This window comes from Salinimicrobium sp. WS361 (genome assembly GCF_050750585.1).
Taxonomy (GTDB): domain Bacteria; phylum Bacteroidota; class Bacteroidia; order Flavobacteriales; family Flavobacteriaceae; genus Salinimicrobium.
In genome coordinates, this window is record NZ_JBOJLM010000005.1 from 245027 (window position 1) to 268082 (window position 23056).

Here is a 23056-nt window from a genome sequence, read left to right on the forward strand (position 1 = left end):
TTTTATTTATAAGTCATTGTAAAATAACTGTTGTCTTCTTCGATAAATTCTTGAAAGTTCAATAGACCTTGTCCATTTAATTTCTCGTTAACAGTATAATTTAGTTGCTTAATGCGAATCCCCCACGCATAGGTCTTAATATTGATCTTTGAATTAATAGTTTTTTTGTTGTCATTGAACTTTCGGTCATATATCTTTATAATACTTTTGGAACCAAAAAAATCGAGCAGTCCCGAATCAAAAGTCATTTCCAATTCTATATTTTCAAGGTTGTCCAAATCGTAAAGCCTTTTAAATTTTTCAGAGGTGGTATTAACCTTGGTCTGCCTTGATTTTGGGTTGGAAAACGGCAAAGCCATTATTATAATACTGGCTTCATCAGGCTTACAGAGATAGGTCGTGGTGTATTTATCGGTCAATTTTTTGTCTTTATCCAACAATTCTGTAACTACCTCAATTTCATAATATCCATTTTTCTTTATTGTTTCACCCGCTTCAAATATTTGTTTATTGAGAAAAGCACCTTTTTCATCAAAATTCTCACGAATGACCACTCTGCCTGAAATCTGCCCTATAAGCATTTCCGTTTGTCCAGTCATTGTGATGCTGAATAAGATAAATAGTACTATAAATCCTTGTTTTCTCATATATGGTGCATTAATTTCTTTACCTCTTTTGCAATAATATTGCTTAAATCTATGCCATTGGATGGATGCGGAATGGTATTGCAGGTAACTATCTTTTCTACTCCGGAATCCAATAAATCTTGATAGGCATTTCCTGAAAAAACGGCGTGAATGCCTACGCAGATAGGGGGTTTCATTCCTGCTTTTTTCAGATGTTGTACGGTTTCAATCATTGTTCGCGCGGTGGAAATAATATCATCTACCAAAATGGGTGTGGCATTCTTGTACTTATCCATATCAGGAACAGAGACTTCCACGTCACGGTCGCCGTGACGTACTTTCTGTAATACCGTAAAAGGTGCGCCAGCATTTTTAGCGACTTCGGAAACCCATTGTTCACTTTCCAAATCGGGCCCGATAAGTACCGGGTTTTTGATGTATTTCTTGATCCATTCTGAAATGGCATCAGCAGCGTGAATTACTTTATTTGGAATTTGATACACTTCTCCCAAAGAACTAATTCTATGCAAATGAGGGTCAACTGTGATAATGCTATCGGCAAAACCTGAAATCAATTTTCCAAAAAAACCGGAATTCACTCCTTCACCTTCATTAAATACTTTGTCCTGACGCATATACGCCAAATAGGGTGCTACCAAGCAGGTGCACATTGCTCCCAAGGATTTGGCTGTGTGGCTTAAAAAATATAGAGGCAGCAGTTTCTCGTCCGGTTCGTGCAAGGTGCATACCAGTACCACACATTTATCTTTAACATCAGATAATATACGTGTGTATGATTCCCCATCCGGAAAATTGCGCAAAATGGCTTCGCCCACGTCGGCATCCATTTTTGTAGCCAACAGTTCTGTGAGTTTTTCATTTCCGGGAAGACTGAATAATATTGTTTTCATAGTATGTTTTTACATTATAGTTATGATGTCGTCATGGCTGTTTTTATATTCCAAGGCATAGTTAAGTTCACCTTTGGATTCAGCATATATGGTATAAAGCAATTGGTTCTCCTCAATGGGTTCTCCCAAATGAACATTTAGAAGGATCCCTGCCGCTTTAGATTTAGGCGCACCTGAAAGCTTTGCGAGCTTCGCTATTTTTCGGTTATCAATTCTTTTTAAAAAACCTGACTTCTCAGCTGTAATTTCAATTTTATAAGGCGCTAAAACTGGTTTTGAAAATTGACCTTGCGCCTTACAAATAGCTATGAATTTTTCATATGCTTTTCCAGATTTGAGAATTTGATGTGCGGTTTCCAATCCCTGTCCTTTATCTACTTTTCCAGAAAGTTCTAATAGTTCAGCAGCTAAAAGCAATGCTCTTTCTGTTAAGTCTTTAGGTGCATCTTCCTCATTTTTTAAAACTTTTAATATATCAATGGCTTCTAAAGTTGGACCGATACCCCTTCCAACAGGCTGCGTGCCATCCGTAACTACAACTTTTACATTCAACCCAACAGCAATTCCAACGGTTTCCATATGATTTTTTAGTTTTTCTGCCATTTCGGTACTACGAACCTTGGCGGTTTCTCCCACGGGAATATCAATGACCACGTGTGTGGAACCTGCCGCAGCTTTTTTAGAAAGTACAGAAGCAATTAGCTGACCTTCGCTATCGATATCCAGGGCTTTTTCAATTTTAATGAGCACATCATCGGCAGGACTTAACTGTGCTGTACCGCCCCAAACAAAACACCCGCCTTCTTTTTCTACTACGGTCTTTATTTCCTCGGAAGAGAGCGTTACATTGGTCAATACTTCCATCGTATCTGCTGTACCAGCTGGTGAAGTGATGGCACGTGACGAAGTTTTAGGCATTGTAAGTCCATAAGCGGCAACAATAGCTACTACCAATGGGGTTGTTCTATTGCCTGGTAAACCACCAATACAATGTTTATCGACCACAATATCTTTACTCCAGTCCAACTGTCTTCCTGAAGCTATCATTGCTTTAGTAAGGTCGCATATCTCATCAATATCCATTCGGTCGCCCGCACAGGCTGTAATAAATGCCGATAGGTGAATGTTAGAATAATTGCCTTCTACGATATCGTTGATGATGTTGTTATAGGCTTTAAAATCCAGTTTTTGATTATAGATTTTAGCTCTTACGTGGCTTAACGATTCAATAGGCTCCAAATGGGAAACATACAGCATTTCATTTTGGGAAACATTCAGTTTTTTTGCTGCAGCATCCGAAAGGCCTATTTCATTTGGTAAAAGAAGGCCGGAACTCAAAACGTTCAAGCTTGCGACGATTGAGGTGGTTGCATTTGATATCCTGATCCTTGTTAGTGCTACAAACCCTTCAGAACTACAGACGTGGCAATCCTCACGCATATACACTACATATTCGTTTTGGGTGTAAATCCCGAGATGTTTATATTTTAGTATGTTTGAGTGTGGGTCCATTATTTTATTGATTGCTGGGATTTATTCTATTTCTTCGATGGTGTATAATTGCGGAATTTCTGTATTCCATCCATAGGTTTCCTTGATACCTTTTTGTAATGCTTCTGCACTTTCTTTTTCACCGTGGACAATGAATATACGTTCGGGCTTATTTTTAATGTCGCCCATCCATTCTATAAGTTCTGCGTGGTCTGCGTGTGCCGAGAGACCTTCAATTTCAGCGACCTGCATATTGAAAGGCACCCATATTCCATAGACTTTTAGTTCTTTCTCACCTTCCAACAGCTTTCTACCACGTGTGCCTTCAGCTTGATAGCCTACAAAAAGCAAGGTGTTATTTGGATTTTGTGCCTGTGTTTCAAGATAGTTGAGCATTCTTCCGCCTGTGAGCATTCCACTCCCTGCAATTACAATTTTTGGTCTGTTATCAGTTCTTAATTCCATTGTTTCGCGATAACTGCTAACAAGTGTAAAATGTGAACACATTTCGTCACATTCGTTGTCTTCCAATCTGTGCCAATCCCGAGTTCTATGAAACAGTTCCAATACGTTGGCACCCATTGGGCTATCCATAATCATTTGAACTTTAGGGATTTTGTTCTCCTTGAGTAATTTCCAAAAGATAAGCATCATTAGTTGGGCACGCTCTACCGAAAAACTGGGAATAAATAAGCTGCCACCTCTATTGATGGTATCGTTGATTAATTTTTCGATTTTTGGAAGCGCTTCTACTTCATCAGGATGAAACCTTCCTCCGTAAGTGGATTCAACGAAAAGTATATCCGCTTTTTTTGGTTTAAGGGGTGGATAGAGCAATAAATCATTGGTTCTACCAATGTCTCCAGAGAAGACAAAGCGTTTTCCATAAATATCCAACTCAATATAAGTTGCACCCAGAATATGCCCGCTGTACTGGAACCGAGCCCTGATACCATCAAATAACGGAATCCATTGTGCTTGTGGAATGCCCTTAAAATGCGGAATGGTTTTTTCTACATCCTTTAAATCGTAAAGCGGTTCTGCGAGACTGTGTTTGGAATAGCCTTCTTTATTGGCACGTTCTGCTTCCTGTTCCTGAATTTTTGCACTATCGTTCAATATGATTTTTGCAATGTCCAAAGTAGGATTCGTACCATAGATGGAACCATTGAAGCCTTGTTTCACCAACCTCGGCAGATAACCTGTATGGTCCATATGGCCGTGGGTGACCAAAACAGCATCAATATTTGCAACATTAACAGGTGGGTACTCCCAGTTTTTAAGGCGTAATTCCTTTAGCCCTTGAAAAAGTCCGCAGTCTATGAGTATCTTTTTATCTCCTGTATCCACTAAATATTTTGAGCCGGTTACTGTACCTGCTGCCCCCAAAAAGTGAATGTTTATTTGATTAGTTTTCATCGGTTGTTCTAGGATTAGATTTTGCATAGTTCAAGTGAATCTTCCAGAATTCTTTTGTGTCGGGAGTTGGGAATCCCTACTTTATCCAACAAGTTCGGACTTTCGTGGAGTTCTTTACAGAGAACAATGCCTTCATCCAATAATTTTGTTTTCTCAGCTTTCGTTAAACTTGTTAAGGCTGTTAAGGGGTGCAATCCCGCCTGGTCAATTCTATCTTTGAGTCCACTCTCCTTTGGATAATCCCAACTGGTCATTAGCAGGCCAACACAATTGCCATAGTTTATGGCATCAGATGTAAAACGTGTATTGGTATATAAACCTCCTTTGTGGATTTTGTTCTGGTGACCCTTTTTACGTCTCCACTGTTTTTCCACATCTAAAAAACGGGAATGGATGTACAAAGGAATTTTTACATTGCAAAACCTGCCTTGATCACTATGGTATTTACATTCAATCATATAATGTTTTTCACCTTTTTGCGCTATCACATCCACTTCATGCTGAACGCAATTGCCTTGTACAATCACACCAACCTTTGTTTCAAATCCTTCGTGTGCCAATAATTTGCCTACCAACTTTTCAAATGGGAAGCCAGAAGGGCCTAATTCCATCAATGCCTTTTTAAGCTTGTATTTAAAGGCACTTACTCTCGATTTTGCCTTAAGCATTTTAAACGCTGCCTCATAGATCCTTTTAGTGGTCATCCCTTCTTCAAGCTGTTCATACACCTTATGAGCTATATCCTTAACAATAACCTCATTTGCTCCCGCCCGCCTAAGGGAATTGATGAGTTTTTCAATTTGGAAATCCTCATACTCACCCGAAGACTTTTTAACCAGGACTGATCTTTTCATAGTCACATTTTAATTGTCATAACGGGCAATTCAGAATGGTTGGTTACCTTTTCAACGGTGCTACTGGAGAAGAGACTTAAAAATCCCGTGCGCCCGTGCGTACACATGGCAATAAGATCCACATTTTTGTAGATCAAAAAATCATTTATTCCTTCCTCTACACCCGATTCGTTATAGACATTCATTGAGTAAGTTGTGAGCCCTGGGAAATTTTCAAGGAAATCTTTTATAGGTTGCAGACTCTTTTCAATACTATTATAATCTGTTGTAGTATTCACCTTTAATAAATGGATACGTGCATCACATTTTTCAGCAAGTGATTTTACGTGTTGAAATTCTTCTGTCACATCTTCTTTAAAATCTGAGACAAACAAAATGTCTTTAAAAGGAAAAGAAACATCCTTATCTTTAACTACGATGACAGGCACCTCGGCTTTTCTCACTATTTCTTCTACATTGCTTCCCAGTAATTCACGAATTCCTCCTTTTGTGCCACTACTACCGGTAACTATAAAATCATGTTCAAAATGACCGCAGTGGCTTAGGATGTTGCTTATTTCACCATTATATTCCAAAAAGGTTCTGCATTTAAGTCCAAGGCCCTCTGCTTTTTTTTCTAATTCTCTCAAATCTGCCTTCGCGCTGCCAATCTTTAATTTTGTTTCGGGGTATAGATCTTCCTTCTGTTTGTCCAGTCGAACCCAGTCAACCGGGGTTTTTACGTAATGGAAGAAATGGATTTCCGAATTGTAAAATTTAGCCATTTTGAGCCCCAGCTCCTCTGCTTTTTGACAATTTTCAGAAAAATTGGTAGGTACAAGTATATTGTTCATAATTTAAAATTATTAGTTATTTCACATTATCGTTTTTGGTATTTTTTATCTTAAATATATCCTGGACATCAGAAACATATATGAGACCATCACCACTTTTTCCTGTTTTGCCATTTTGACGAACGATGTCACAAATAGCCGCCACTTTACTGTCCTCACAGACGATTTCCAGTTTATAGATCTTGCTGTGGAGGAATGGTAGTTTGAGGGAAGGCCAATCTTCTCCAGGATCTGTGTAATCGCCGGTTCCTTCTCCCTCAAAGACTGTTAAACAGCAATGGCCCTCTCTCCTCAAGGAAGAAATCACCTCCTTAATTTTATTTGGCCGTATGAATGCTTTTATTTCTTTCATAACCTCTTATTTATTGTTATTGATAAATCATATTCCTAACGTGCGGTTGGTTTTAAGTATGGATACGTGCCCATCTTCTATGATACCTGTGAGTGCTCTTATCGCATCAATAGTTTCGGGGATTACAATAGCCTGGTTGTCTACCACATAGGCATAGAAGAGTTCGTCTCCCTGTACTTTCAACATATCCTCCCAAAGTGCAACTTCGTACATGTCCCCCCAGGGTCTTCCCATATCCAGGAACATTTCTTTTATAGTATTGTTTGAAACCAAACCCTGCTCGTACCGAATCATCTTAATTCTTGTCGACGTTTTAAAAGCATTTAAAACTTCATCTTTTGAGGCCTTTTTTGTCAGTCGCACATTCCAGTAGTGCATATGGCTCAGGGTTTCAGGTACTTTTACTGCAGCAGTAATAACATCCAGTTCGGGATCTACACTTTGAGCATCGGGACCCTGATGACTGGGAATATCTTTTTCAGGAACCATTGTATTCATGATTCCCCCCATATGGCTTTCCCAGGGATCTGTTGCTCTTCGTAAAAGAGTACCGCGGGCACTTTGTAACAGATTTGCCCTTTTTAGAGCCGTAAGAGTTCTTAAAATGGAGGTGGTGTTGCACGAAACCACCCGCGTAGCATCTATGTTTAGAGCGGTTTGGTAATTGTTTTCGGCACTGAAGGAATGGCCCGCAGTTTCATGCTTTTCACCTCCTTGTACAATAAATTTTTTACCTTGACTTTTGTATCGTTCTACGTTTTTTGCGGCAACTTTTTTAGGGGTGCAATCCACAACCAGGTCCACCTGATCTAAAAGCTCTGTCATTCCGCCTTTAACGGAGAATCCGGCGTTTTTCATTTCCTTTTCTGCTTCTTGTGTCGCGCTGTAAATATTGTAGTTTTTTCTTACCGCATTTTCTATGCGCCAGTCACTTATGATATCACAAATGCCGGTTAACTCCATATCATGTTGTTTGTCAATGGCATCGGCAACTCTTTTGCCGATGACTCCATAACCTACTACTGCTATTTTTTTCATGACTTCCAATTTTTTAATTTGATCTTGTTCCTTTGTTTCACATTACTTTCGTGTTTAAAGTAACCTGATTATGCTTTGGATGTACCAGGCGAGTGGCTTATCTCGATTAAAAGTGTATTTCAAGTAGATCCTTAATTACAAAAGCATTAAATGCAGCAGTATCCTTTAACCTTTTACTTGAGCATTATAAAATGCCGCTACACAAGCACCGATTAGCCAGCTTAAGATGAAAACCTGGATAATTCCAAAGAACACCTCCAGTACAGGCACATCCATTCTTATTATACTACTTGTGTCCAGTCCGTGTAAAAGACTGTTAAAGAACTTTACTGTTCCTTCCCGCCCCACTGTGGCCATCACCAGTACACACCCCACATAAAGGAGAGCTCCGGTAAGACCGAGTGCCAAACCAAATTTTTTTATGTTTAATCGATACATATTTTCAGATTTTAAAATTATTTATCCGATTCTAATAGCTTCTTTTGTTCTTCGAACTGTTCCTTCGAAATTTCGCCACGTGCAAATCGTTTTCTTAGGATGTCCAGTGGTTCTTCTCTTCTTGTTTTTTTTCCCCATTGTGTTGGTATCATGAAAACCCAGATAAGAAAAACTATCCAGATGAACCACCAGATGAGGTGCATTCCAAAAAATCCATCATAATTGTGCATGTCTTTATTTTTTTTGATGTTGGTTTGTTACTTGATCTTTGCTTTTTTTCTTTAAATTCTCATCGGTTAACCCGTGAGTATGATCTCCATGCCGCATAGGCATCATTAGATGTATGGCAAACATTATGATGATAAATGTGAAAAGCCAGACATCACCACCCAATCCAATTGATGGGGCCAAAAAGATGAGCAAAAGAGGTAAAACACATCCGATGATCATCCATAACCAGTGATTTTTCATTTTAATTTATTTTAATGATTAAACAATTACTTCACAGAGTATATTATAAGTTAACAAAAAAGATGTTTTAAAAACATGATATTGCTCAATTCTGCCCAACATTCAATACTCTTTGTTGACTGTATAGGTTATTTTCTCATCTATTTATCTTTAGTTTTGTTGATATTGAATCACTTTAGTTGATTTATTGGAAATTGTAAAAGATTGTTTCTTAAATTGAATTTTTATGTCGGATTCAACTTCATCCAGAAGCTCTATTCGACAACTATTGGCCGAAAAGTTTAACTGTAACCATACACCTCTATAATTGATCTTCATACTGAGGGAATTTATCTCTTTGGGTAATTGGGGATTTAGCCAAAGCACATCATTTCGGATCTCCAAACCTGTAAAACACCTTTGTACAATATCTATGGTACCTGCCATAGCGCCCAGATGTATACCCTCGGGTGTGGTGCCGCCCTGCACATCTTCAAAATCACTAACAAGTGCCTCTCTGAAACAATGCCAAGCACATTTACGATCGGATCTGGCCACAACCCAGGAGCGAACTATTCGGCTAAGAGTAGAACCATCTGAGGTTCGGGTAGCATAATAGTTAATATTATCAGGAATGTTGGATGTATTGAAATCATACCCTAAACCTTTAAATAGCTGTACTAATTGTTCAGAAGAAAAAAGATAAAAGAGCATAAGCACATCTGCCTGCTTTGAAGCCTTGTAGCGATTAACAGAGTCACCCTCGGCATCTAATATTCGGTCAAGCCGGTGAATATCGCTGTACCTTTTTCGATAGACTTCCCAGTCGAAATCCTCCAACCGTTCATAGCCTTCAAACTGGGCGATGATCCCTTTTTCAATAAATGGAATAAATAATTTGCTTCCCATTTCTTTCCACTTTTCCAACTCCCTGTCATCCAACTGCAGCTCTTGTTTTAAGACTTCCCGACGGGTAATTCCAATTAAATCAAATGCTTTAAGGGTATGGGAAAAAAGCCAGGAAGCCATGACATTGGTGTAGGCATTGTTATTTATTCCTGGGCTATCATTTCCAGGATAGGCGGTATGAAATTCGTCGGGGCCTACTACTCCTTTTATTTCGTAGCGCTTTTTTAAATCGCACCAGCTGGCCAGTTCAGCAAAGAGACGAGCGATTTCAATTAACATCTCAGCACCGTAAAATTTCATGAAGTTTTTATCTGCCGTCACTTCATAATATTGCCAGATATTATAAGCTATAGAGAGATTAACATGACGCTGGAGGTATGTATTGTCTGGAACCCATTGTCCAGATTTCGGGTTTAAATGAACCACCTGGCTTTCTTCCCGTCCATTGCTTCCGCTTTGCCAGGGAAACATAGCTCCATCATAACCTTCCCTTTTAGCGAGTTTTTTAGCTTCTTCTAAGCGTTTATATCGATAGAGGAGCAGGGAACGGGTAAGGTCAGGTAGGCGGTAATTAAGAATTGGGAATATGAATAACTCATCCCAGAAAATATGGCCACGATAAGCCTCTCCATGCCAACCTCGCGCCGGTAATCCAACATCCCGACCAATGGTAAGTTTAGAAGCCGTTTGAAGCAAATGAAAAATATGTAATCTGAGGAGGAGCTGAGAGTTTCCCGATGCATTGACGAAAATATCAAACTTGTTCCACAATCTTTTCCAGGCTTCAGAATGTCTTCTTTTTACAACAGAAAAATCTGCCTGACCATTTACTTGCTTCAAAGCATCGTTGAGCGGTTCACTTATTGCATCGTCTTTGGAGGTAAAAAGGGACACCGTTTTTTCTATAGAAACTTGTTCTCCCAGAGTCACGTGAAAAGTGAATATTTCACCAATTACCTCTTTTCCCCGAAAAAATTTTCGTATTACATCCAGCTTTTGAGTTTTAGAAAAAATAACGCATTTAGCTGCCTGAGCCATATAGAGGAGGGATTGATTCGTTTGAACCAGAATGTAAATGGCATTTTCTGCTTCTCCTTTTTTAATTATTTTTAGATGCTGATTCTTTAAAGGTTTATATCGTTTTACGCCCTCATTTTTTGTTGATCCGTCAAGGGTAGAGCGTACTTCTACCATTCCGGACCAGTTTACCGGCACAAAATCCCATTTTATGGCGGCAAGGTGAGGATTATCCATACTTACCAGTCTTGTACTGATAATCCTTGTTTCCCGCTGTTGTTCATCGATGAAGTGCATCTCCCTTCTCAGGATACCTGCAGAGATATCAAGTTCCTGAACATAATTCAAGACCTGTAATTTTTCTAACTGAAACCAATTCTTATCTCCTTCCAGCCTGAAGCTAAGGTGCAGCCAGTTAGGCCAATTGACCAGGTCTTCATTTTCAATGGTCTTTCCTGCTACTCGCGATTTGAGCCTGTTGTAACCACCTTGCAGGTATGTGCCCGGGTAATGAGTGCCATCAGCTTTTGATTCTTCTGCTGCTCCCCTGGTGGCGAAATAGCCATTGCCAAGGGTACATAGAGCTTCCCGGAGACCCTCTTGTTCTTTTCTTAAACCGTCATATTTCAGCTTCCAGTTTTGCATAGCTTCTATTATTTTTTTAAACTTTCTGACGATCTAAGTTTCTAGAGGCCGCCATCACCTACATAACATTCTGATCATGTTTATAATACCATTAATTCTCCTTACAGTTAATACCTCTAAAGTTCATATTCCAATTGTTTTTCCAATATTTAATAGGTAATCTTTTTCTCTTAATGACTTACTCCAATAATCATAGCTGCCGTCATTCCTAAAACCATTACGATGCCGCCGACTGGAGCCAGGCCCATGTGCATCCAGTTTGTAGACCTTCTTTTTTGTTGGGATTTATGAAACTTTTCTGGATTCTTTCTAAAAACTGTCAGACATTCTTCAGAATCAAAATAGTGCGTGTTTTCCATGTATTTAAAGTTTATAGCACTTTTCTCGCTAACGACTACCCCACATACAGGATCCACGTGTTGACCTTGAGCTAAATCTATACGGCTGCTGCTACAAGAGGTGAAGGTGAGCAGGGCGGTAATCCAAATCAAGAGTATGATTAGAAAATTTCTTTTTCTGAGGGTGCTCGCAAAAATCGATTTCATCTTTTTATTTTTACTATTTTTTATTCCACCACTATAAGTACCAGTCTCTCAAAAATGCCATGGACAGAGCTAGAAGAAAGAGTATTACGAAAGCACATATTGCCAGAAATTTATCACTCTTTTTGGCCTTGGAACGATACCGCTTTTTCTTTTTCTTTCTTGATTTTCTCCTTTGTTCCCTGTAAGATCTCATGATAGAATTTTATGGTACTTATTATCTCTAATTAGTTCAAAATCTTCCTGATCCTTTTTCGAAAACTTTATTCAAAAAGTGCTGTTGTTCATACATTGTGCCTGCCAATGGGCCGGTAACCGATATAGGGGAATGGGAAAAACCTCCGGCCCATTTATGCAGGACTTAATATTATCTAACTTCAAATTTTTCCTGTTTTCAAAGCTTTTTTGTATGTAGCTTCCGATTTGTAGTAGGCTACTTCGCCTTTTTTGTTTAGCAGGACAATAAAAGCTTCAGATTTGTCCACGGCCTCGCCGGTTACAGGATCAACAGCCACGCGGGCCGTTTCTTTTTCGTTAAGGGTGTCAACGCACATGTTACAACAGCCATAGTAGATCTTACCATTTACACCGATTGGAATCTGGATTTTGGCCATATATGCATCGTTGACCATACATACTAAATTATTTGGGATCCGATCTCCAATTTTATAATTGTGCTCTGCTTTCACAGTACTTTCTGCTACTTGATTAACCTCCGTTTGCGTTGTTTGCACTTTTTCTTTCTCTTGCGAATTACAACCGGACAAAAACATTGTACCTATTATCGCTAATGCGAAAATTTTTATTTTAGCTTTCATATTTCTTGCGCCTGCTTTATGGACCGGATAAGTCTTGAGGGGATAGTAGGGGAAACCACCGGTCCACTTACGCAGGTCTTTTTTATTTTATAGTTTCTTGTATACTACCACACTTCAGCATTTTTCCTCCGAAAAATGGATTTTGAATTGCCTCTTCGTGGCTTAGCCAAAAACCTCCTGAGTTATTATTAGCCATTGGACAGCGGGCAAGATATAATTGGTTGTCAGCAATTTTTCCCTCAAGAAAACTTGCAAATGCATTGCTGAACTCAGAAAATGCTCCTTTTTGTGCTTCCAGATTGGGACTGGTAGTCACCTTTGTTACAATTTTCTTTAATTGACCAGTCCCTTCAAACTCTCCGAGAGCGCCTAGAAGTTGCTCTGCTTCCTCCTTCGCCAGTTCTTGATCAGACTTGAGTATTGCGGCTTTAAGGGTTAAATAGTCTTCATAAGCTGTAGTTATTTTTTCGTTATTAAATTTTGGGATTTTACTGTCCATCATTTTCATCTCACCTTTCTCCATTTTATGATGGTCCTGGTGCATCATTTTTTTCTCCTGGCTGTAACCCAGGCTTACCGTCATAAATAATACTGCTGCAATTTTTACTTTTAAAATCTTCATAGTTTTGATTTTAGATATTAGTATTTAATTTATCTTTCAGTTTTTAGTTTATTGTCGATCTCACTTCACCGCAGGTAAGCATGGCTTCTCCAAAAAACGGGTTCCTGATTTCTTTGCTGTTACTTAGCCAGTAGGCACCTTTGTTATTATTGGCCATGGGGCAAAAGTTCACATACAACTTCTGGTTAGCTCCAAAAGCCTCTACGATTTTTATTAAAGGCTGTGAAAGGAAAATAAAGTTTTCGCGTTTCCCTTCTATTGTATTCGCCTCCTTACACAATTTTGTGTGTTTGAACAAGAAGGCCTTTTTTTCATCCCAAAAATTCTTAGCATGACCAGAGAGGGAATTGCCATCAAGTTTATCAAGAGCAGCCAATAGCTCAGTACTCGATTCCTGTGTCTCATCTATATTAGCCCTTACCAGCCCTTCTTTAAGTTCCAGATAGGCTTCGATTACTTCATTAAGTTGGTTTTTGAAAGCTTTGGGGACATCTTTGCTCATATCCATCACATCTTCCTGAACAAATTTTGAAGTTTTTGTTTGCTCCGGCATGTCGTTACCCTCTTCCATTTCCATTCCACCATGATTGTGTCCTGTCATGGCAGGACCACCTTCCGGGCTCATCATGCTTCGTTTCCCTTGCAGTTGCGCGGCAGCATCTACCTTAAATACGCCATTGGCCACAACTTCATCACCTGCTTCCAAGCCTTTAGTGACCACATACAAATCCCCTGCCTCGGGTCCTAGAACTACTTCCCTAAACTCGAAGGTGGGCTCTTCAAACTCGGGCCTCCTTAAGTAGACAATGGCTCTTTTACCGGTCCACAGGATGGAAGATTTTGGTATAACGAGAGCGTTTTCTAAATTATCCAACTCAGTGTTAATTACTCCCTGAGCAAACATATCCGGTTTGAGTTTTCCTTTAGGATTATCTACTTCAGTTCGCACCAAAGCTACCCTCGTTTGGGGGTTAATAACAGGATCAATAAAAGTAACAGTACTGAAAAAGGATTGTCCAGGCATCGAGGGTACAGAAAAAGTAACTTTATCTCCTTCTTTAATCCATGCAAGATCGCTTTCATAGGCATCATAAAGGACCCATACTTTATTTAAATTAGCGATATCAAAAAGCGGCTGACCTTCGCCCACATAATCTCCTTCACTTATATTTCTACTGGTAACGGTTCCAGACTGTGTAGAATAAATGTCAAAATTATATTGCACCTTTCCATTCTCCTGAATATTCTGGATTTGCGTATCGGTTAAATCCCACTGTTTTAATTTCCTTACCGCAGCTTCTAAAAAAGAAGGATTAGTCTCTTTAAACCGTACAGCCTCCAGGAGTTCCTTTTGTGCCTGTACTAACTCCGGGGAATAGATAGAGGCTAACCTTTCTCCTCTTCTTACTTCTTGTCCTGTGAAGTTCACAAATAACTTCTCAATACGTCCCGGAAAACGTGCAGTCACAGCCGAAACATTGCGCTCATCTGCGGTCACCCTCCCCGTAAGATATATCTCTTTAGTAGGTGAGCCTGCCTTTACAGTTACGGTTTGAATATCGGCAATCCTGGCTGCGGCTTCACTCATTTGTATCTCAGAGTCATTGACAGCTGCAGACGCTTTTACGGGAATCAATTCCATGCCGCATATAGGACAATTTCCCGGTTCCTCCTGTCTAATCTGTGGATGCATTGCACAAGTCCAGATTTCTGATTCTCCTTCCTCATGAGCATGTGCTTCCTCCGGCTGATTTTCGGTGGTGGCTGAATTTTCTGATGTTCCACCAAAAAAAAGCCACCCCAAGAGTAGGCCTGCTGCTAAAAAGCCCAGCCCCACGTATATCATTTTTTTATTTATTTTATTCATAACTTTCTCCTATTAAGTAGTTTATTCTGTACACATTGTTATTTCGTTCTGTTTTGGCCCTTGCCAGTTCCAAACCGTAGTTTAAAAGTTGGCGTTCCATTCGAATTATTTCCAAAACATTGTTTCTACCTGTAGATAGTTCTGTATGGTAAAGCTCCAGTGATTGTTTGGCAATTGTTGTCAACCGACTGTAGAGTTCAACGTTTCGTACTGCGTCCACGTAATCCCGATACAACTGCTCAAGCTTTGTCTCCAATTCATTCTCCAGGTTTTCCTTTTTCAACTGCACTGCCTCTTGTTGCAGAATAGCTTCCTGGCGCATGGCTTTATACTTTTTTCTGTAAAGCGGCACCCGTATTCCTATTTGTGGAAAAATAAATGCATCCTGCCCATTGTCTGGTAGTGCCATATCCGGGTCTAAATCTGTTCTTGAAGCAATATTGGTATAGGTCCCCCCAAGAGTAAAAGATGGTAAACCCATTTTTTTGGCTACAGTTAGCTGCTCTTCGAAACTCCTTGCCTGATGTTCGAGTTGTTCCAGGCGTGGGTTCTCAGCTAAGATCATTTCCAGAAGTATACTCTTTTCATTTAGAAGCTGTTCCTCCCAAAGACTGTCAGGGAACCCAAGAGGCTCTTGTAGTTCTTCATTTAGTAACTCCTCGAACTCTGTAAGCAGGGGAATCCTGCTGTCCTTTAAATATGCTAGTCTGCTTTCCAACTCTTCCTCTTCCAGTTCAACTTGTAGAACAGAAGAAAAATTTGTTTTTCCGCTTTCGAACTGCACCTCAGCGATGCTCTTAAAGGAACTAAGCAGCGCCAGGTTCTCTTCTGTTACTTGTATCGCCATTTCAAGGTAATACAACTCTGTATAGGTAATTTTCACATCCCTAAAAAGTTCGAGTTTAGCATCTTCAAAAAGCTGTAGCCGTGCCTGCGCTCTTTCAGCCGCGACCCGCTCCTGGGCATCAAGGGTCCCAAACCAGGGGAACATTTGGCTAAAGGAAGCTGTAGCCTGTTGAGCTCCAACACGGGTTTCTACTGGTTGGATGAAATAGCCAAAACTTATCTGTGGATCTGGTAATGTTCCTTCCTGGACTACTTTTTCCAGCGCAGCGAGATATTCCTTGTAGAGGGATCTTATCTGCGGATTGTTTTCAGCAGCCAGTACCAGATATTCATCTAAATACCCGATTCCTATTTCTTCTTCCTGGGCATGGGAGTTATTCGTCCACAAAGCGAGAAAAAACATGATTAAAGCGCCTATATTTATGATATTTTTTTTCATTACTTGTCTAATTCATTTATTTGTTGCTCCTGTAATTTAGGATTTGACCATTTCTTCTCTTGCCACATACTGTATAGGACGGGAACTACGAACATAGTTATTGTCTGGAACAACATTCCTCCAAATGTCGGTATGGCCATAGGGATCATAATATCAGACCCCTTCCCTGTGGATGTTAAAATTGGCATTAAAGCGATGAGAGTAGTTGCAGTGGTCATTACAGCGGGTCTTACCCTTTTGCTCCCTGCCATTACAACAGCTCTTCGAATGGAATTTTTGTCCGTCGTTTTTTCTTCAGCAAAAACCTGCTTGAGATAGGTTCCCATAAGTACGCCGTCGTCTGTTGCCACCCCAAAAAGGGCAATAAAACCTACCCAGACAGCAACACTTAAGTTTATAGGCCCTATTTGAAAGACCTCCCGCATATTTTCTCCAAGAAGATTGAAATCCAGGAACCACGTCTGGTTATACAACCAGAGCAGGATAAACCCTCCCGACAATGCCACGAAGACACCTGAAAAGGCCATTAATGTGGTCTGAAAATTGCCAAACTGGAAGTAAAGCAGCAGAAAAATAGCTAACAAGCTGATAGGAATAACAATAGACAAAGTTTTTGCAGCCCTTAATTGATTTTCGTAGTTCCCTGCAAACTTGTAGCTCACTCCGGGAGGTACTACAAATTCTCCTGATTCAATTTTCTCATTGATCAGAGCTTGTGCATTTTCTACTACATCTACCTCCGCAACATCAGCTTCCTTATCAAAAATGACATAAGAGAGCAAGAAAGTATCCTCACTCTTTATGACCTGAGGTCCCTGTACATACTGTACCTCTGCCAAATCTCCTAAAGGGACTTGAACTCCGGTTGGGGTTGGTACCAGGATGCTCTTAACATCTTCAGGGTTATCCCTGAATTCCCGGGCATATCTTAGCCTGACCCCATACCTTTCCCGACCTTCTACGGTGGTAGTCATAGACATACCTCCCACAGCAGCACTAATGATGCGCTGCACATCACCAATAGATAAGCCATACCGAGCTATCGCCTGCCGGTTTATATCGAGTTCCAGATAGGGCTTTCCTACTACCCGGTCGGCAAAAACAGATGGAGCTTTTACACCCGGCACTTCTTGTAAGATCCCTTCCATTTGTAGCCCAACTTCTTCAAGTGTTTCCAGGTCGGGTCCGAATATTTTCATACCCATGGGGGCTCTCATTCCTGTGGAGAGCATGATTAACCTAGTGGCTATGGGCTGTAGCTTTGGTGCAGATGTGACTCCTGGTAAGCTGGTAGTGCCAACTATTTCATCCCAAATATCATTAGGTGATTTAATGTGATCACGCCACTGCCGAAAGTATTCCCCGCCGGCGTCTGGAATTAATAGGGAAACATCCAGATCTTTTCGCTGCATCGTCTCAGGGTCAAAGATTTCACCGTTCTGCAAAACATAATGCTCGTCATCGTTAACTTCAAATCGCATTCGCCGCCCATTTTGATCAAGCACATATTCCGATTTGTAGTTTATGACATTCTCATACATAGAAATTGGCGCGGGATCTAAAGCCGTGGCAGCCCTTCCCCATTTCCCCACAGTCATGTCTACTTCTGGAATTGCAGTCAATCTTTTATCCAGAATGCGTACGGTCTCAATATTTTCTTCTACTCCGGAATGTGGCATAGTTGTGGGCATCAATAAGAAAGATCCTTCTTCTAAAGGGGGCATAAATTCTTCCCCCGCACCCGGGAAGGTCTCACTTATTCCCAGCCAAACCTCAGTTTGCCTTACGTTATATCCAAGTTTATCAAAGCCTGTAGCAACAGGACTAAAGATCTTATCAAAACCCTGCCAGGTAAAAAGCCCGAAGAGAATTATCAAAATGGGAAGCGACAAAAATTTCCATTTATTTTCTAAAGCCCACCTAAGGATGGGTTGGTAATATTTTACCATCGCCATTAATAATCCCAGCACTATGACTATAATCCCTCCTACAAAAATGAGATTGGTAAATTCAGATTGATCTGCACCAAGTGGCAACCATTCTCTGTTTAAGAAAAACAGGACCCCAACTAATACAATTCCAATGTTTAGATAGGTTGGATATTTACGCTTTTCTTCAGGCCATCGCGGCTCCAGAAGATTGTTAACTCCCAGTGCTATAAACATTAATCCTACCCAGGCTACCTTAAACAATAGTAAAATTCCTAATGCAATAAGGGCAAAATTCCAGATCCTCCGGGTTCTTTTTTTTCCGAAGTTCATAGAAAAGAGCCCGTGTGCCAGTGCTGGAATAACAACAAGCCCGACGAACATTGCAGATATAAGTGCAAAAGTTTTGGTGAAAGCCAGTGGCCCAAATAACTTCCCTTCCTGACCTGTCATGGCAAAAACAGGTATAAAACTAATTACTGTTGTAGCCAGGGCGGTTAATACGGCTGATGCAATTTCTATGGTTCCTTCATAGATGACGGCCATTTTAGGGCGATCTTTATTTTCAGGTAGCTCAAGATGTCGAAGTATGTTTTCTGTGAAAATCACCCCAACATCAAGCATGACTCCAATGGCAATGGCAATCCCGGAAAGTGCCACAATATTGGCATCTACTCCTGCATACTGCATGACAATAAATGTCATAAGTACTCCAATAGGCAGCAGACTTGAGATCATAATGGCTGCCCTTAAATTCAGAACAATAACTATGACGACTATAATGCTAATCAAGATCTCCAGGATAAGTGCTTCCTCCAGAGTTCCTAAAGTCTCATAAATTAATCCGGAGCGATCGTAAAAAGGCACGATTGTAACTTTGGAGACAGTTCCGTCTGCCAGCGTCTTACTTGGCAATCCGGGAGCAATATTCTCTATTTCCTTTTTTACATTATCAATAACTGCGAGAGGGTTCGAGCCATATCTTGCGACAACCAGCGCTCCTGTTGCCTCCGCGCCCCCTTTGTCCAGCCCGCCGCGCCTGGTAGCTGGCCCCATCTGTATCCTGGCCACATCTTTGAGGCGAATAGGAGTATTCTCATTGACAGCAACAACAGCTTCTTCGAGATCCTCCAGGCTTTCTATATAGCCCAATCCACGAACCAGATATTCTGCCCGGTTAAACTCAATGGTGCGTGCTCCTACATCCAGGTTACTTTCACGCACAGCCTCCATTATTTGTTTGACATTTACGCCGTAGCTTTTCATCGCGGTAGGATCAATTTCCACCTGATACTCCTTGACAAATCCTCCTATTGAAGCTACTTCAGATACACCTTCGGCAGCAGATAAAGAGTACTTGACATAAAAATCCTGAATAGTACGAAGCTCCTGAGGATCCCACCCCCCGGTTGGCTCACCGGTTTTTGGGTCTCTTCCCTCCAGAGTGTACCAAAACACCTGTCCCAATGCTGTAGCATCAGGACCCAGGGCGGGCTGGACGTCTGCTGGGAGTGTTCCGGCGGGCAGAGAATTTAACTTCTCAAGAATTCTCGAGCGGCTCCAGTAAAATTCCACATCCTCTTCAAAAATTATATAGATGCTTGAAAGACCAAAAAGGGAACTACTTCGAATAGTTTTTACGCCTGGCACTCCCAAGAGTGAAGTAGTAAGGGGATAGGTTATTTGGTCCTCGATGTCCTGAGGAGATTTCCCCATCCATTCGGTATAGACGATTTGTTGGTTTTCACCAATGTCTGGTATGGCATCCACTGGCACGGGATCCCTTGGCATCCAGTCTAAGTCCCAGTTAAACGGTGCTGTAGCTACTCCCCAGGCCATTAAGGCAACCGTAAGTAAAGCGGTCACCAATTTGTTCTCTAAAAAGAACTTTATAGTTTTATTAAGCATTTGGTTTTAATTCTGAATTAATACTCTTTTGAAGCTGCACGTTTGCAACATCAAAAAAACTCTGCTCCGGCGGTAAAGCACCAGAGCCTAAATATTAATTCAGAATCAAATTAAGAAGGTCTTGTTCAATATGTGGATTTCCTGAACGATTAAGGGAGGTATATACTTCACAAAAGGAATATCTTTCGCAGGCAGTTCTTCAAAAAGCCCGTTAAATGAATAAGCAAAACTTACAAGAAATACTTGCTGATCAAAGTTGAGATCATAAAAGGATATCTTCAAATCTTTCTGACCATCAATAGCTATAGAATCGTCAGAACAACCTTTCTCATCAGCTACTCCGGAATCATGTTCCATTCCGCAGGTATCAGCTTCAAAAAAGACTGATTGGTCCACAAGAAAATCCCCGCAAAAGTGTTTATTCACAGTAAAGGACATTGTCGATAGGAACATTAAAAATGCCAGGACCAAAGATGATATTTTTAATAGGAAGGCTTTCATAACACTCTTCTAATTTCCTCTATTCATTAGCTAATTACCACTGAAATAAGGTTGAAATTATATTTGGAGCATTTTAATAATTCAATAACAAAAATAATTAATTGCTCTTTTTTCAAATATGATCAAAGTCATATTTTCCCTTTTCTCTCAGAATTCTAAACATAGGACGCATTTTCCTTATCCAGAATAAAGATAGCTCAAAAGGTTCAAAAGCACTTTTAATATAACAGAAAAAACATTCACTATTAAGGGTTTGTAATTATTTAACAGTAAAGACTACGAAAAATGGTCATGAAAAGATTATAAAATATAGAAGAATCATATGACGTTTAGAAAAGAGAATATTTACTTTACCTAAATTACCAGTATCTAAAAATTGAGACAATATAGGCGGCCAAACCTTCTATTTTCCCATGGCTTTCAACAAAAAACTTATTGTAATGTTTCTTTTCACAAAAGATCAATTCCTTACTATCTCAGAACCTATTGAGATCTGTTTTACGTTTTTCTTCTTTATTTTTATAATCCGAAGGAGTTACACCAGTAGCTTTTTTAAAGTGGGTTGATAGGTAGGTAGCACTGCTGTACCCCGTTTCATGAGCAATCTCTAAAACAGTTAGCTCGTTATACTCCAATAACTCCTTTATTCTTTCTATCTTTACTTCACTATAAAACTTCTGAATATTTTTCCCTTCAAGTTTTGTAAAAATATGGGTAAGATGGCTATAGTCGTAGTGTAGACGGCTGGTCAACAGATCTGAAATCTTCTGTTTCCCAAAATCTTCCTCCTTGTAAACCCGCGCAATGATTATTGATTTTATCTGGTTCACCAGGCGTTCATTTTTTTCGAAAATGAGCTCAAATCCCACTTTACGTAACTCTTCCTGAAACAATGTGAACTCAAAATCTGAGAGACTCCTTTCCAACTCTGCCTCTCCCAAAGACACTCTTTTGAAAGGAATTTTTAATGTAGTCAGTATTTCTCTTACGCTCCTTTTGCATCGCTGGCAAACTACATTTTTAATCTGAATAACTCTCTGATTTTCAACATTCATAGAATTCCTGTCAATTAAAATTTCCTTTTTCATGGTTGATGGTTGGTTAGTTCTTTAGGTTTTATACTTAGTCATTCATCCTTTGTTCATCTGCACTGACTTGAAAAGGAATACTAATTTTCTTTCTTTCCCAAGTGAGAGAAATTACTCCTTCATCATTTTCTATTTTTTGAACTTCATAAGTCAGTGCCTCCTGGACATTCTCCAGCGTCTCAGAATGAACTTCCAAAACAACTACATTTTCTTTTTCATCATATTCATCCTTTCCATGCTGATCCCAACGGGAATTGAACATGACTTTCCAATTTTCTTTACCGGGAACTGTAAAAAAAGCATACTTCCCGGCAGGCAATATTTCATCACCAATTACCAAATCCTTATTGGTTTCTATCCAGGTCGCTTTATGAGCTCCGGCCTGCCAAACTGTGTTGTAGCCTACCAGTCCGCCAAAAATTATCCTGTCACGCACGCGTGGTGAAGAATAATCTATATGAATATGAGCCCCATCAATTATGGCCATGGTACTGGTATGCGGACTTAACACCTCTTTGTTTTGTGTTGTCACCTTTTCGGCCTGGTGGTTTTCATGTTGCGCCTGCATCCCACTTGTGGAAAATAATACAAGCAGCACGTAAATAATATATTTTGTGGTTTTCATGGAAAATGTTGTGTTTAATTAATTGTTTTTATTAATGCTTACGCTAATATTTTCAGTTTGGATATCAGAGAAAAATTCCAGTTTTCCTGCTTCATATAGGGAGTCCAAATCACGTAACGGTGTGGAAAACTCTTTGGCTTTATAGTTTTGGTAATCTACGAACCTGATTCCTTCTACCACCCTGGGATTCAACGCTTTCCTGAACCTTATTCCCCCGTCATTGGTAAAAAACCTATAAGCTAAATAATCTACCGTGAAATTTTCCTTGTGGATCCAGTATAAGAACTCATCCTCAAAATCTGTCCCTCCACCTTCCTCACGAAAGGTAACTTTAACTTCGTAATAGGTCTCCCCTTCCACCTCATCTTCCCCCAACAGTTCTTTGTTGGCCGCAGGCGAATTGAGCACAAAAGGCACCTGGACAAAATAATGAACAGAATTTACCCCATCACTTATCCGGGTGACCATCGAATCTGGAACAGTAGCAGCTTTGCTGTTTACAAAACGTTTCAGACCCTCATTGCTTAGAACATCATGTGTGGTGTTACCGGCGGAATCCTTTACAATACGCTCCAACCGGAAGATGTCCCCATTGCGTTTACTCTTATATCTCCTGTTCCTAAAAGTGAAATCGATTTCAGCATTTACATAGTTTTCTCCACCGGAGGCCTCAATACTTTTCTCTATAATTTTCTCACCTTCTGATTTTTTTTCGGAAGTGCCACAAGACAGCGATAATACTGAAACCAGTATAGCAGTTAGAACTGTATTTTTGTGAAAGGTGTTCATTTTGATTTCTCCCATTTTAAAGTACTTAAATTCGATCCCTATGAAAAGTCCCAGATAACGATGGGCTTTCCTCAATTTTACCCCTGTTTTTCTTTTGACC

The 23056-nt window shown here is 40.0% G+C and carries 22 protein-coding genes; all 22 read right to left on the reverse strand.

Annotated elements, in window-relative coordinates:
* Positions 1–2 precede the first annotated feature (2 nt).
* Entirely contained in the window at positions 3–647 is a 645-nt protein-coding gene (locus ACQ93I_RS07200) for a hypothetical protein (RefSeq protein ID WP_189602881.1), read from the reverse strand.
* Positions 644–1537, reverse strand: a complete 894-nt coding sequence (locus tag ACQ93I_RS07205) for a ribose-phosphate pyrophosphokinase (RefSeq protein WP_431697859.1) — start codon at positions 1535–1537, stop codon at positions 644–646. Before ACQ93I_RS07205 ends, ACQ93I_RS07200 begins: the two co-directional genes overlap by 4 nt.
* Positions 1538–1546: 9 nt before the next feature.
* The gene (locus ACQ93I_RS07210) at positions 1547–3049 is read right to left on the reverse strand and encodes a thymidine phosphorylase family protein (RefSeq protein WP_431697860.1); all 1503 of its coding nucleotides are present in this window, start codon (positions 3047–3049) and stop codon (positions 1547–1549) included.
* 21 nt (positions 3050–3070) lie between these two features.
* Complete coding sequence (locus ACQ93I_RS07215; RefSeq protein ID WP_431697878.1) at positions 3071–4447, reverse strand: MBL fold metallo-hydrolase RNA specificity domain-containing protein; 1377 nt, start codon at positions 4445–4447, stop codon at positions 3071–3073.
* A 14-nt stretch (positions 4448–4461) separates the two neighbouring features.
* Positions 4462–5301, reverse strand: coding sequence for an ATP cone domain-containing protein (locus tag ACQ93I_RS07220; protein ID WP_189602877.1), 840 nt, complete (start codon positions 5299–5301; stop codon positions 4462–4464).
* 2 nt (positions 5302–5303) lie between these two features.
* Complete coding sequence (locus tag ACQ93I_RS07225; RefSeq protein WP_189602876.1) at positions 5304–6134, reverse strand: universal stress protein; 831 nt, start codon at positions 6132–6134, stop codon at positions 5304–5306.
* A gap of 16 nt (positions 6135–6150) precedes the next feature.
* Positions 6151–6486: a P-II family nitrogen regulator gene (locus ACQ93I_RS07230; protein ID WP_189602875.1), complete on the reverse strand. Its 336-nt coding sequence runs from the start codon at positions 6484–6486 to the stop codon at positions 6151–6153.
* A gap of 27 nt (positions 6487–6513) precedes the next feature.
* The gene (locus ACQ93I_RS07235; RefSeq protein WP_189602874.1) at positions 6514–7524 is read right to left on the reverse strand and encodes a type II glyceraldehyde-3-phosphate dehydrogenase; all 1011 of its coding nucleotides are present in this window, start codon (positions 7522–7524) and stop codon (positions 6514–6516) included.
* 165 nt (positions 7525–7689) lie between these two features.
* The gene (locus ACQ93I_RS07240) at positions 7690–7962 is read right to left on the reverse strand and encodes a DUF5676 family membrane protein (RefSeq protein WP_189602873.1); all 273 of its coding nucleotides are present in this window, start codon (positions 7960–7962) and stop codon (positions 7690–7692) included.
* A 17-nt stretch (positions 7963–7979) separates the two neighbouring features.
* Entirely contained in the window at positions 7980–8192 is a 213-nt protein-coding gene (locus ACQ93I_RS07245; RefSeq protein ID WP_189602872.1) for an SHOCT domain-containing protein, read from the reverse strand.
* 4 nt (positions 8193–8196) lie between these two features.
* Positions 8197–8433 carry a hypothetical protein gene (locus ACQ93I_RS07250; RefSeq protein ID WP_189602871.1) on the reverse strand — a complete coding sequence of 79 codons (237 nt, stop codon included), beginning with the start codon at positions 8431–8433 and terminating at the stop codon, positions 8197–8199.
* A gap of 150 nt (positions 8434–8583) precedes the next feature.
* Positions 8584–10983 carry a glycoside hydrolase family 65 protein gene (locus ACQ93I_RS07255; RefSeq protein WP_431697862.1) on the reverse strand — a complete coding sequence of 800 codons (2400 nt, stop codon included), beginning with the start codon at positions 10981–10983 and terminating at the stop codon, positions 8584–8586.
* 170 nt (positions 10984–11153) lie between these two features.
* Positions 11154–11528 carry a YHS domain-containing protein gene (locus tag ACQ93I_RS07260; protein WP_431697863.1) on the reverse strand — a complete coding sequence of 125 codons (375 nt, stop codon included), beginning with the start codon at positions 11526–11528 and terminating at the stop codon, positions 11154–11156.
* A 374-nt stretch (positions 11529–11902) separates the two neighbouring features.
* Positions 11903–12343, reverse strand: a complete 441-nt coding sequence (locus ACQ93I_RS07265; protein ID WP_431697864.1) for a hypothetical protein — start codon at positions 12341–12343, stop codon at positions 11903–11905.
* Positions 12344–12425: 82 nt separating this feature from the next.
* Positions 12426–12965 carry a DUF3347 domain-containing protein gene (locus tag ACQ93I_RS07270; protein ID WP_189602867.1) on the reverse strand — a complete coding sequence of 180 codons (540 nt, stop codon included), beginning with the start codon at positions 12963–12965 and terminating at the stop codon, positions 12426–12428.
* A gap of 43 nt (positions 12966–13008) precedes the next feature.
* Positions 13009–14832, reverse strand: a complete 1824-nt coding sequence (locus tag ACQ93I_RS07275) for an efflux RND transporter periplasmic adaptor subunit (RefSeq protein WP_431697866.1) — start codon at positions 14830–14832, stop codon at positions 13009–13011.
* Positions 14825–16117 (reverse strand): TolC family protein, encoded by a 1293-nt coding sequence (locus ACQ93I_RS07280; protein ID WP_431697867.1) that lies wholly within the window; start codon positions 16115–16117, stop codon positions 14825–14827. Before ACQ93I_RS07280 ends, ACQ93I_RS07275 begins: the two co-directional genes overlap by 8 nt.
* Entirely contained in the window at positions 16117–19953 is a 3837-nt protein-coding gene (locus tag ACQ93I_RS07285; protein WP_431697868.1) for an efflux RND transporter permease subunit, read from the reverse strand. Before ACQ93I_RS07285 ends, ACQ93I_RS07280 begins: the two co-directional genes overlap by 1 nt.
* A 105-nt stretch (positions 19954–20058) precedes the next feature.
* A complete protein-coding gene (locus ACQ93I_RS07290) occupies positions 20059–20454 on the reverse strand; it encodes an HYC_CC_PP family protein (RefSeq protein ID WP_431697869.1) in 396 nt (131 codons plus the stop codon).
* Between the two features lie 476 nt (positions 20455–20930).
* Positions 20931–21542: a helix-turn-helix domain-containing protein gene (locus tag ACQ93I_RS07295; protein WP_431697870.1), complete on the reverse strand. Its 612-nt coding sequence runs from the start codon at positions 21540–21542 to the stop codon at positions 20931–20933.
* Positions 21543–21576: 34 nt separating this feature from the next.
* Complete coding sequence (locus tag ACQ93I_RS07300; protein WP_189602862.1) at positions 21577–22167, reverse strand: DUF2911 domain-containing protein; 591 nt, start codon at positions 22165–22167, stop codon at positions 21577–21579.
* 18 nt (positions 22168–22185) lie between these two features.
* Positions 22186–22971: a DUF6503 family protein gene (locus tag ACQ93I_RS07305; RefSeq protein WP_266069610.1), complete on the reverse strand. Its 786-nt coding sequence runs from the start codon at positions 22969–22971 to the stop codon at positions 22186–22188.
* Between the last annotated feature and the right edge of the window lie 85 nt (positions 22972–23056).

Coding starts and splice junctions, on each gene's coding strand:
- ACQ93I_RS07285 (WP_431697868.1), bottom strand. CDS start 19,953: ATGCTTAATAAAACTATAAAGTTCTTTTTAGAGAACAAATTGGTGACC.
- ACQ93I_RS07200 (WP_189602881.1), bottom strand. CDS start 647: ATGAGAAAACAAGGATTTATAGTACTATTTATCTTATTCAGCATCACA.
- ACQ93I_RS07235 (WP_189602874.1), bottom strand. CDS start 7,524: ATGAAAAAAATAGCAGTAGTAGGTTATGGAGTCATCGGCAAAAGAGTT.
- ACQ93I_RS07225 (WP_189602876.1), bottom strand. CDS start 6,134: ATGAACAATATACTTGTACCTACCAATTTTTCTGAAAATTGTCAAAAA.
- ACQ93I_RS07230 (WP_189602875.1), bottom strand. CDS start 6,486: ATGAAAGAAATAAAAGCATTCATACGGCCAAATAAAATTAAGGAGGTG.
- ACQ93I_RS07245 (WP_189602872.1), bottom strand. CDS start 8,192: ATGCACAATTATGATGGATTTTTTGGAATGCACCTCATCTGGTGGTTC.
- ACQ93I_RS07275 (WP_431697866.1), bottom strand. CDS start 14,832: ATGAATAAAATAAATAAAAAAATGATATACGTGGGGCTGGGCTTTTTA.
- ACQ93I_RS07210 (WP_431697860.1), bottom strand. CDS start 3,049: ATGGACCCACACTCAAACATACTAAAATATAAACATCTCGGGATTTAC.
- ACQ93I_RS07250 (WP_189602871.1), bottom strand. CDS start 8,433: ATGAAAAATCACTGGTTATGGATGATCATCGGATGTGTTTTACCTCTT.
- ACQ93I_RS07240 (WP_189602873.1), bottom strand. CDS start 7,962: ATGTATCGATTAAACATAAAAAAATTTGGTTTGGCACTCGGTCTTACC.
- ACQ93I_RS07205 (WP_431697859.1), bottom strand. CDS start 1,537: ATGAAAACAATATTATTCAGTCTTCCCGGAAATGAAAAACTCACAGAA.
- ACQ93I_RS07280 (WP_431697867.1), bottom strand. CDS start 16,117: ATGAAAAAAAATATCATAAATATAGGCGCTTTAATCATGTTTTTTCTC.
- ACQ93I_RS07215 (WP_431697878.1), bottom strand. CDS start 4,447: ATGAAAACTAATCAAATAAACATTCACTTTTTGGGGGCAGCAGGTACA.
- ACQ93I_RS07305 (WP_266069610.1), bottom strand. CDS start 22,971: ATGGGAGAAATCAAAATGAACACCTTTCACAAAAATACAGTTCTAACT.
- ACQ93I_RS07260 (WP_431697863.1), bottom strand. CDS start 11,528: ATGAAATCGATTTTTGCGAGCACCCTCAGAAAAAGAAATTTTCTAATC.
- ACQ93I_RS07290 (WP_431697869.1), bottom strand. CDS start 20,454: ATGAAAGCCTTCCTATTAAAAATATCATCTTTGGTCCTGGCATTTTTA.
- ACQ93I_RS07265 (WP_431697864.1), bottom strand. CDS start 12,343: ATGAAAGCTAAAATAAAAATTTTCGCATTAGCGATAATAGGTACAATG.
- ACQ93I_RS07255 (WP_431697862.1), bottom strand. CDS start 10,983: ATGCAAAACTGGAAGCTGAAATATGACGGTTTAAGAAAAGAACAAGAG.
- ACQ93I_RS07220 (WP_189602877.1), bottom strand. CDS start 5,301: ATGAAAAGATCAGTCCTGGTTAAAAAGTCTTCGGGTGAGTATGAGGAT.
- ACQ93I_RS07270 (WP_189602867.1), bottom strand. CDS start 12,965: ATGAAGATTTTAAAAGTAAAAATTGCAGCAGTATTATTTATGACGGTA.
- ACQ93I_RS07300 (WP_189602862.1), bottom strand. CDS start 22,167: ATGAAAACCACAAAATATATTATTTACGTGCTGCTTGTATTATTTTCC.
- ACQ93I_RS07295 (WP_431697870.1), bottom strand. CDS start 21,542: ATGAAAAAGGAAATTTTAATTGACAGGAATTCTATGAATGTTGAAAAT.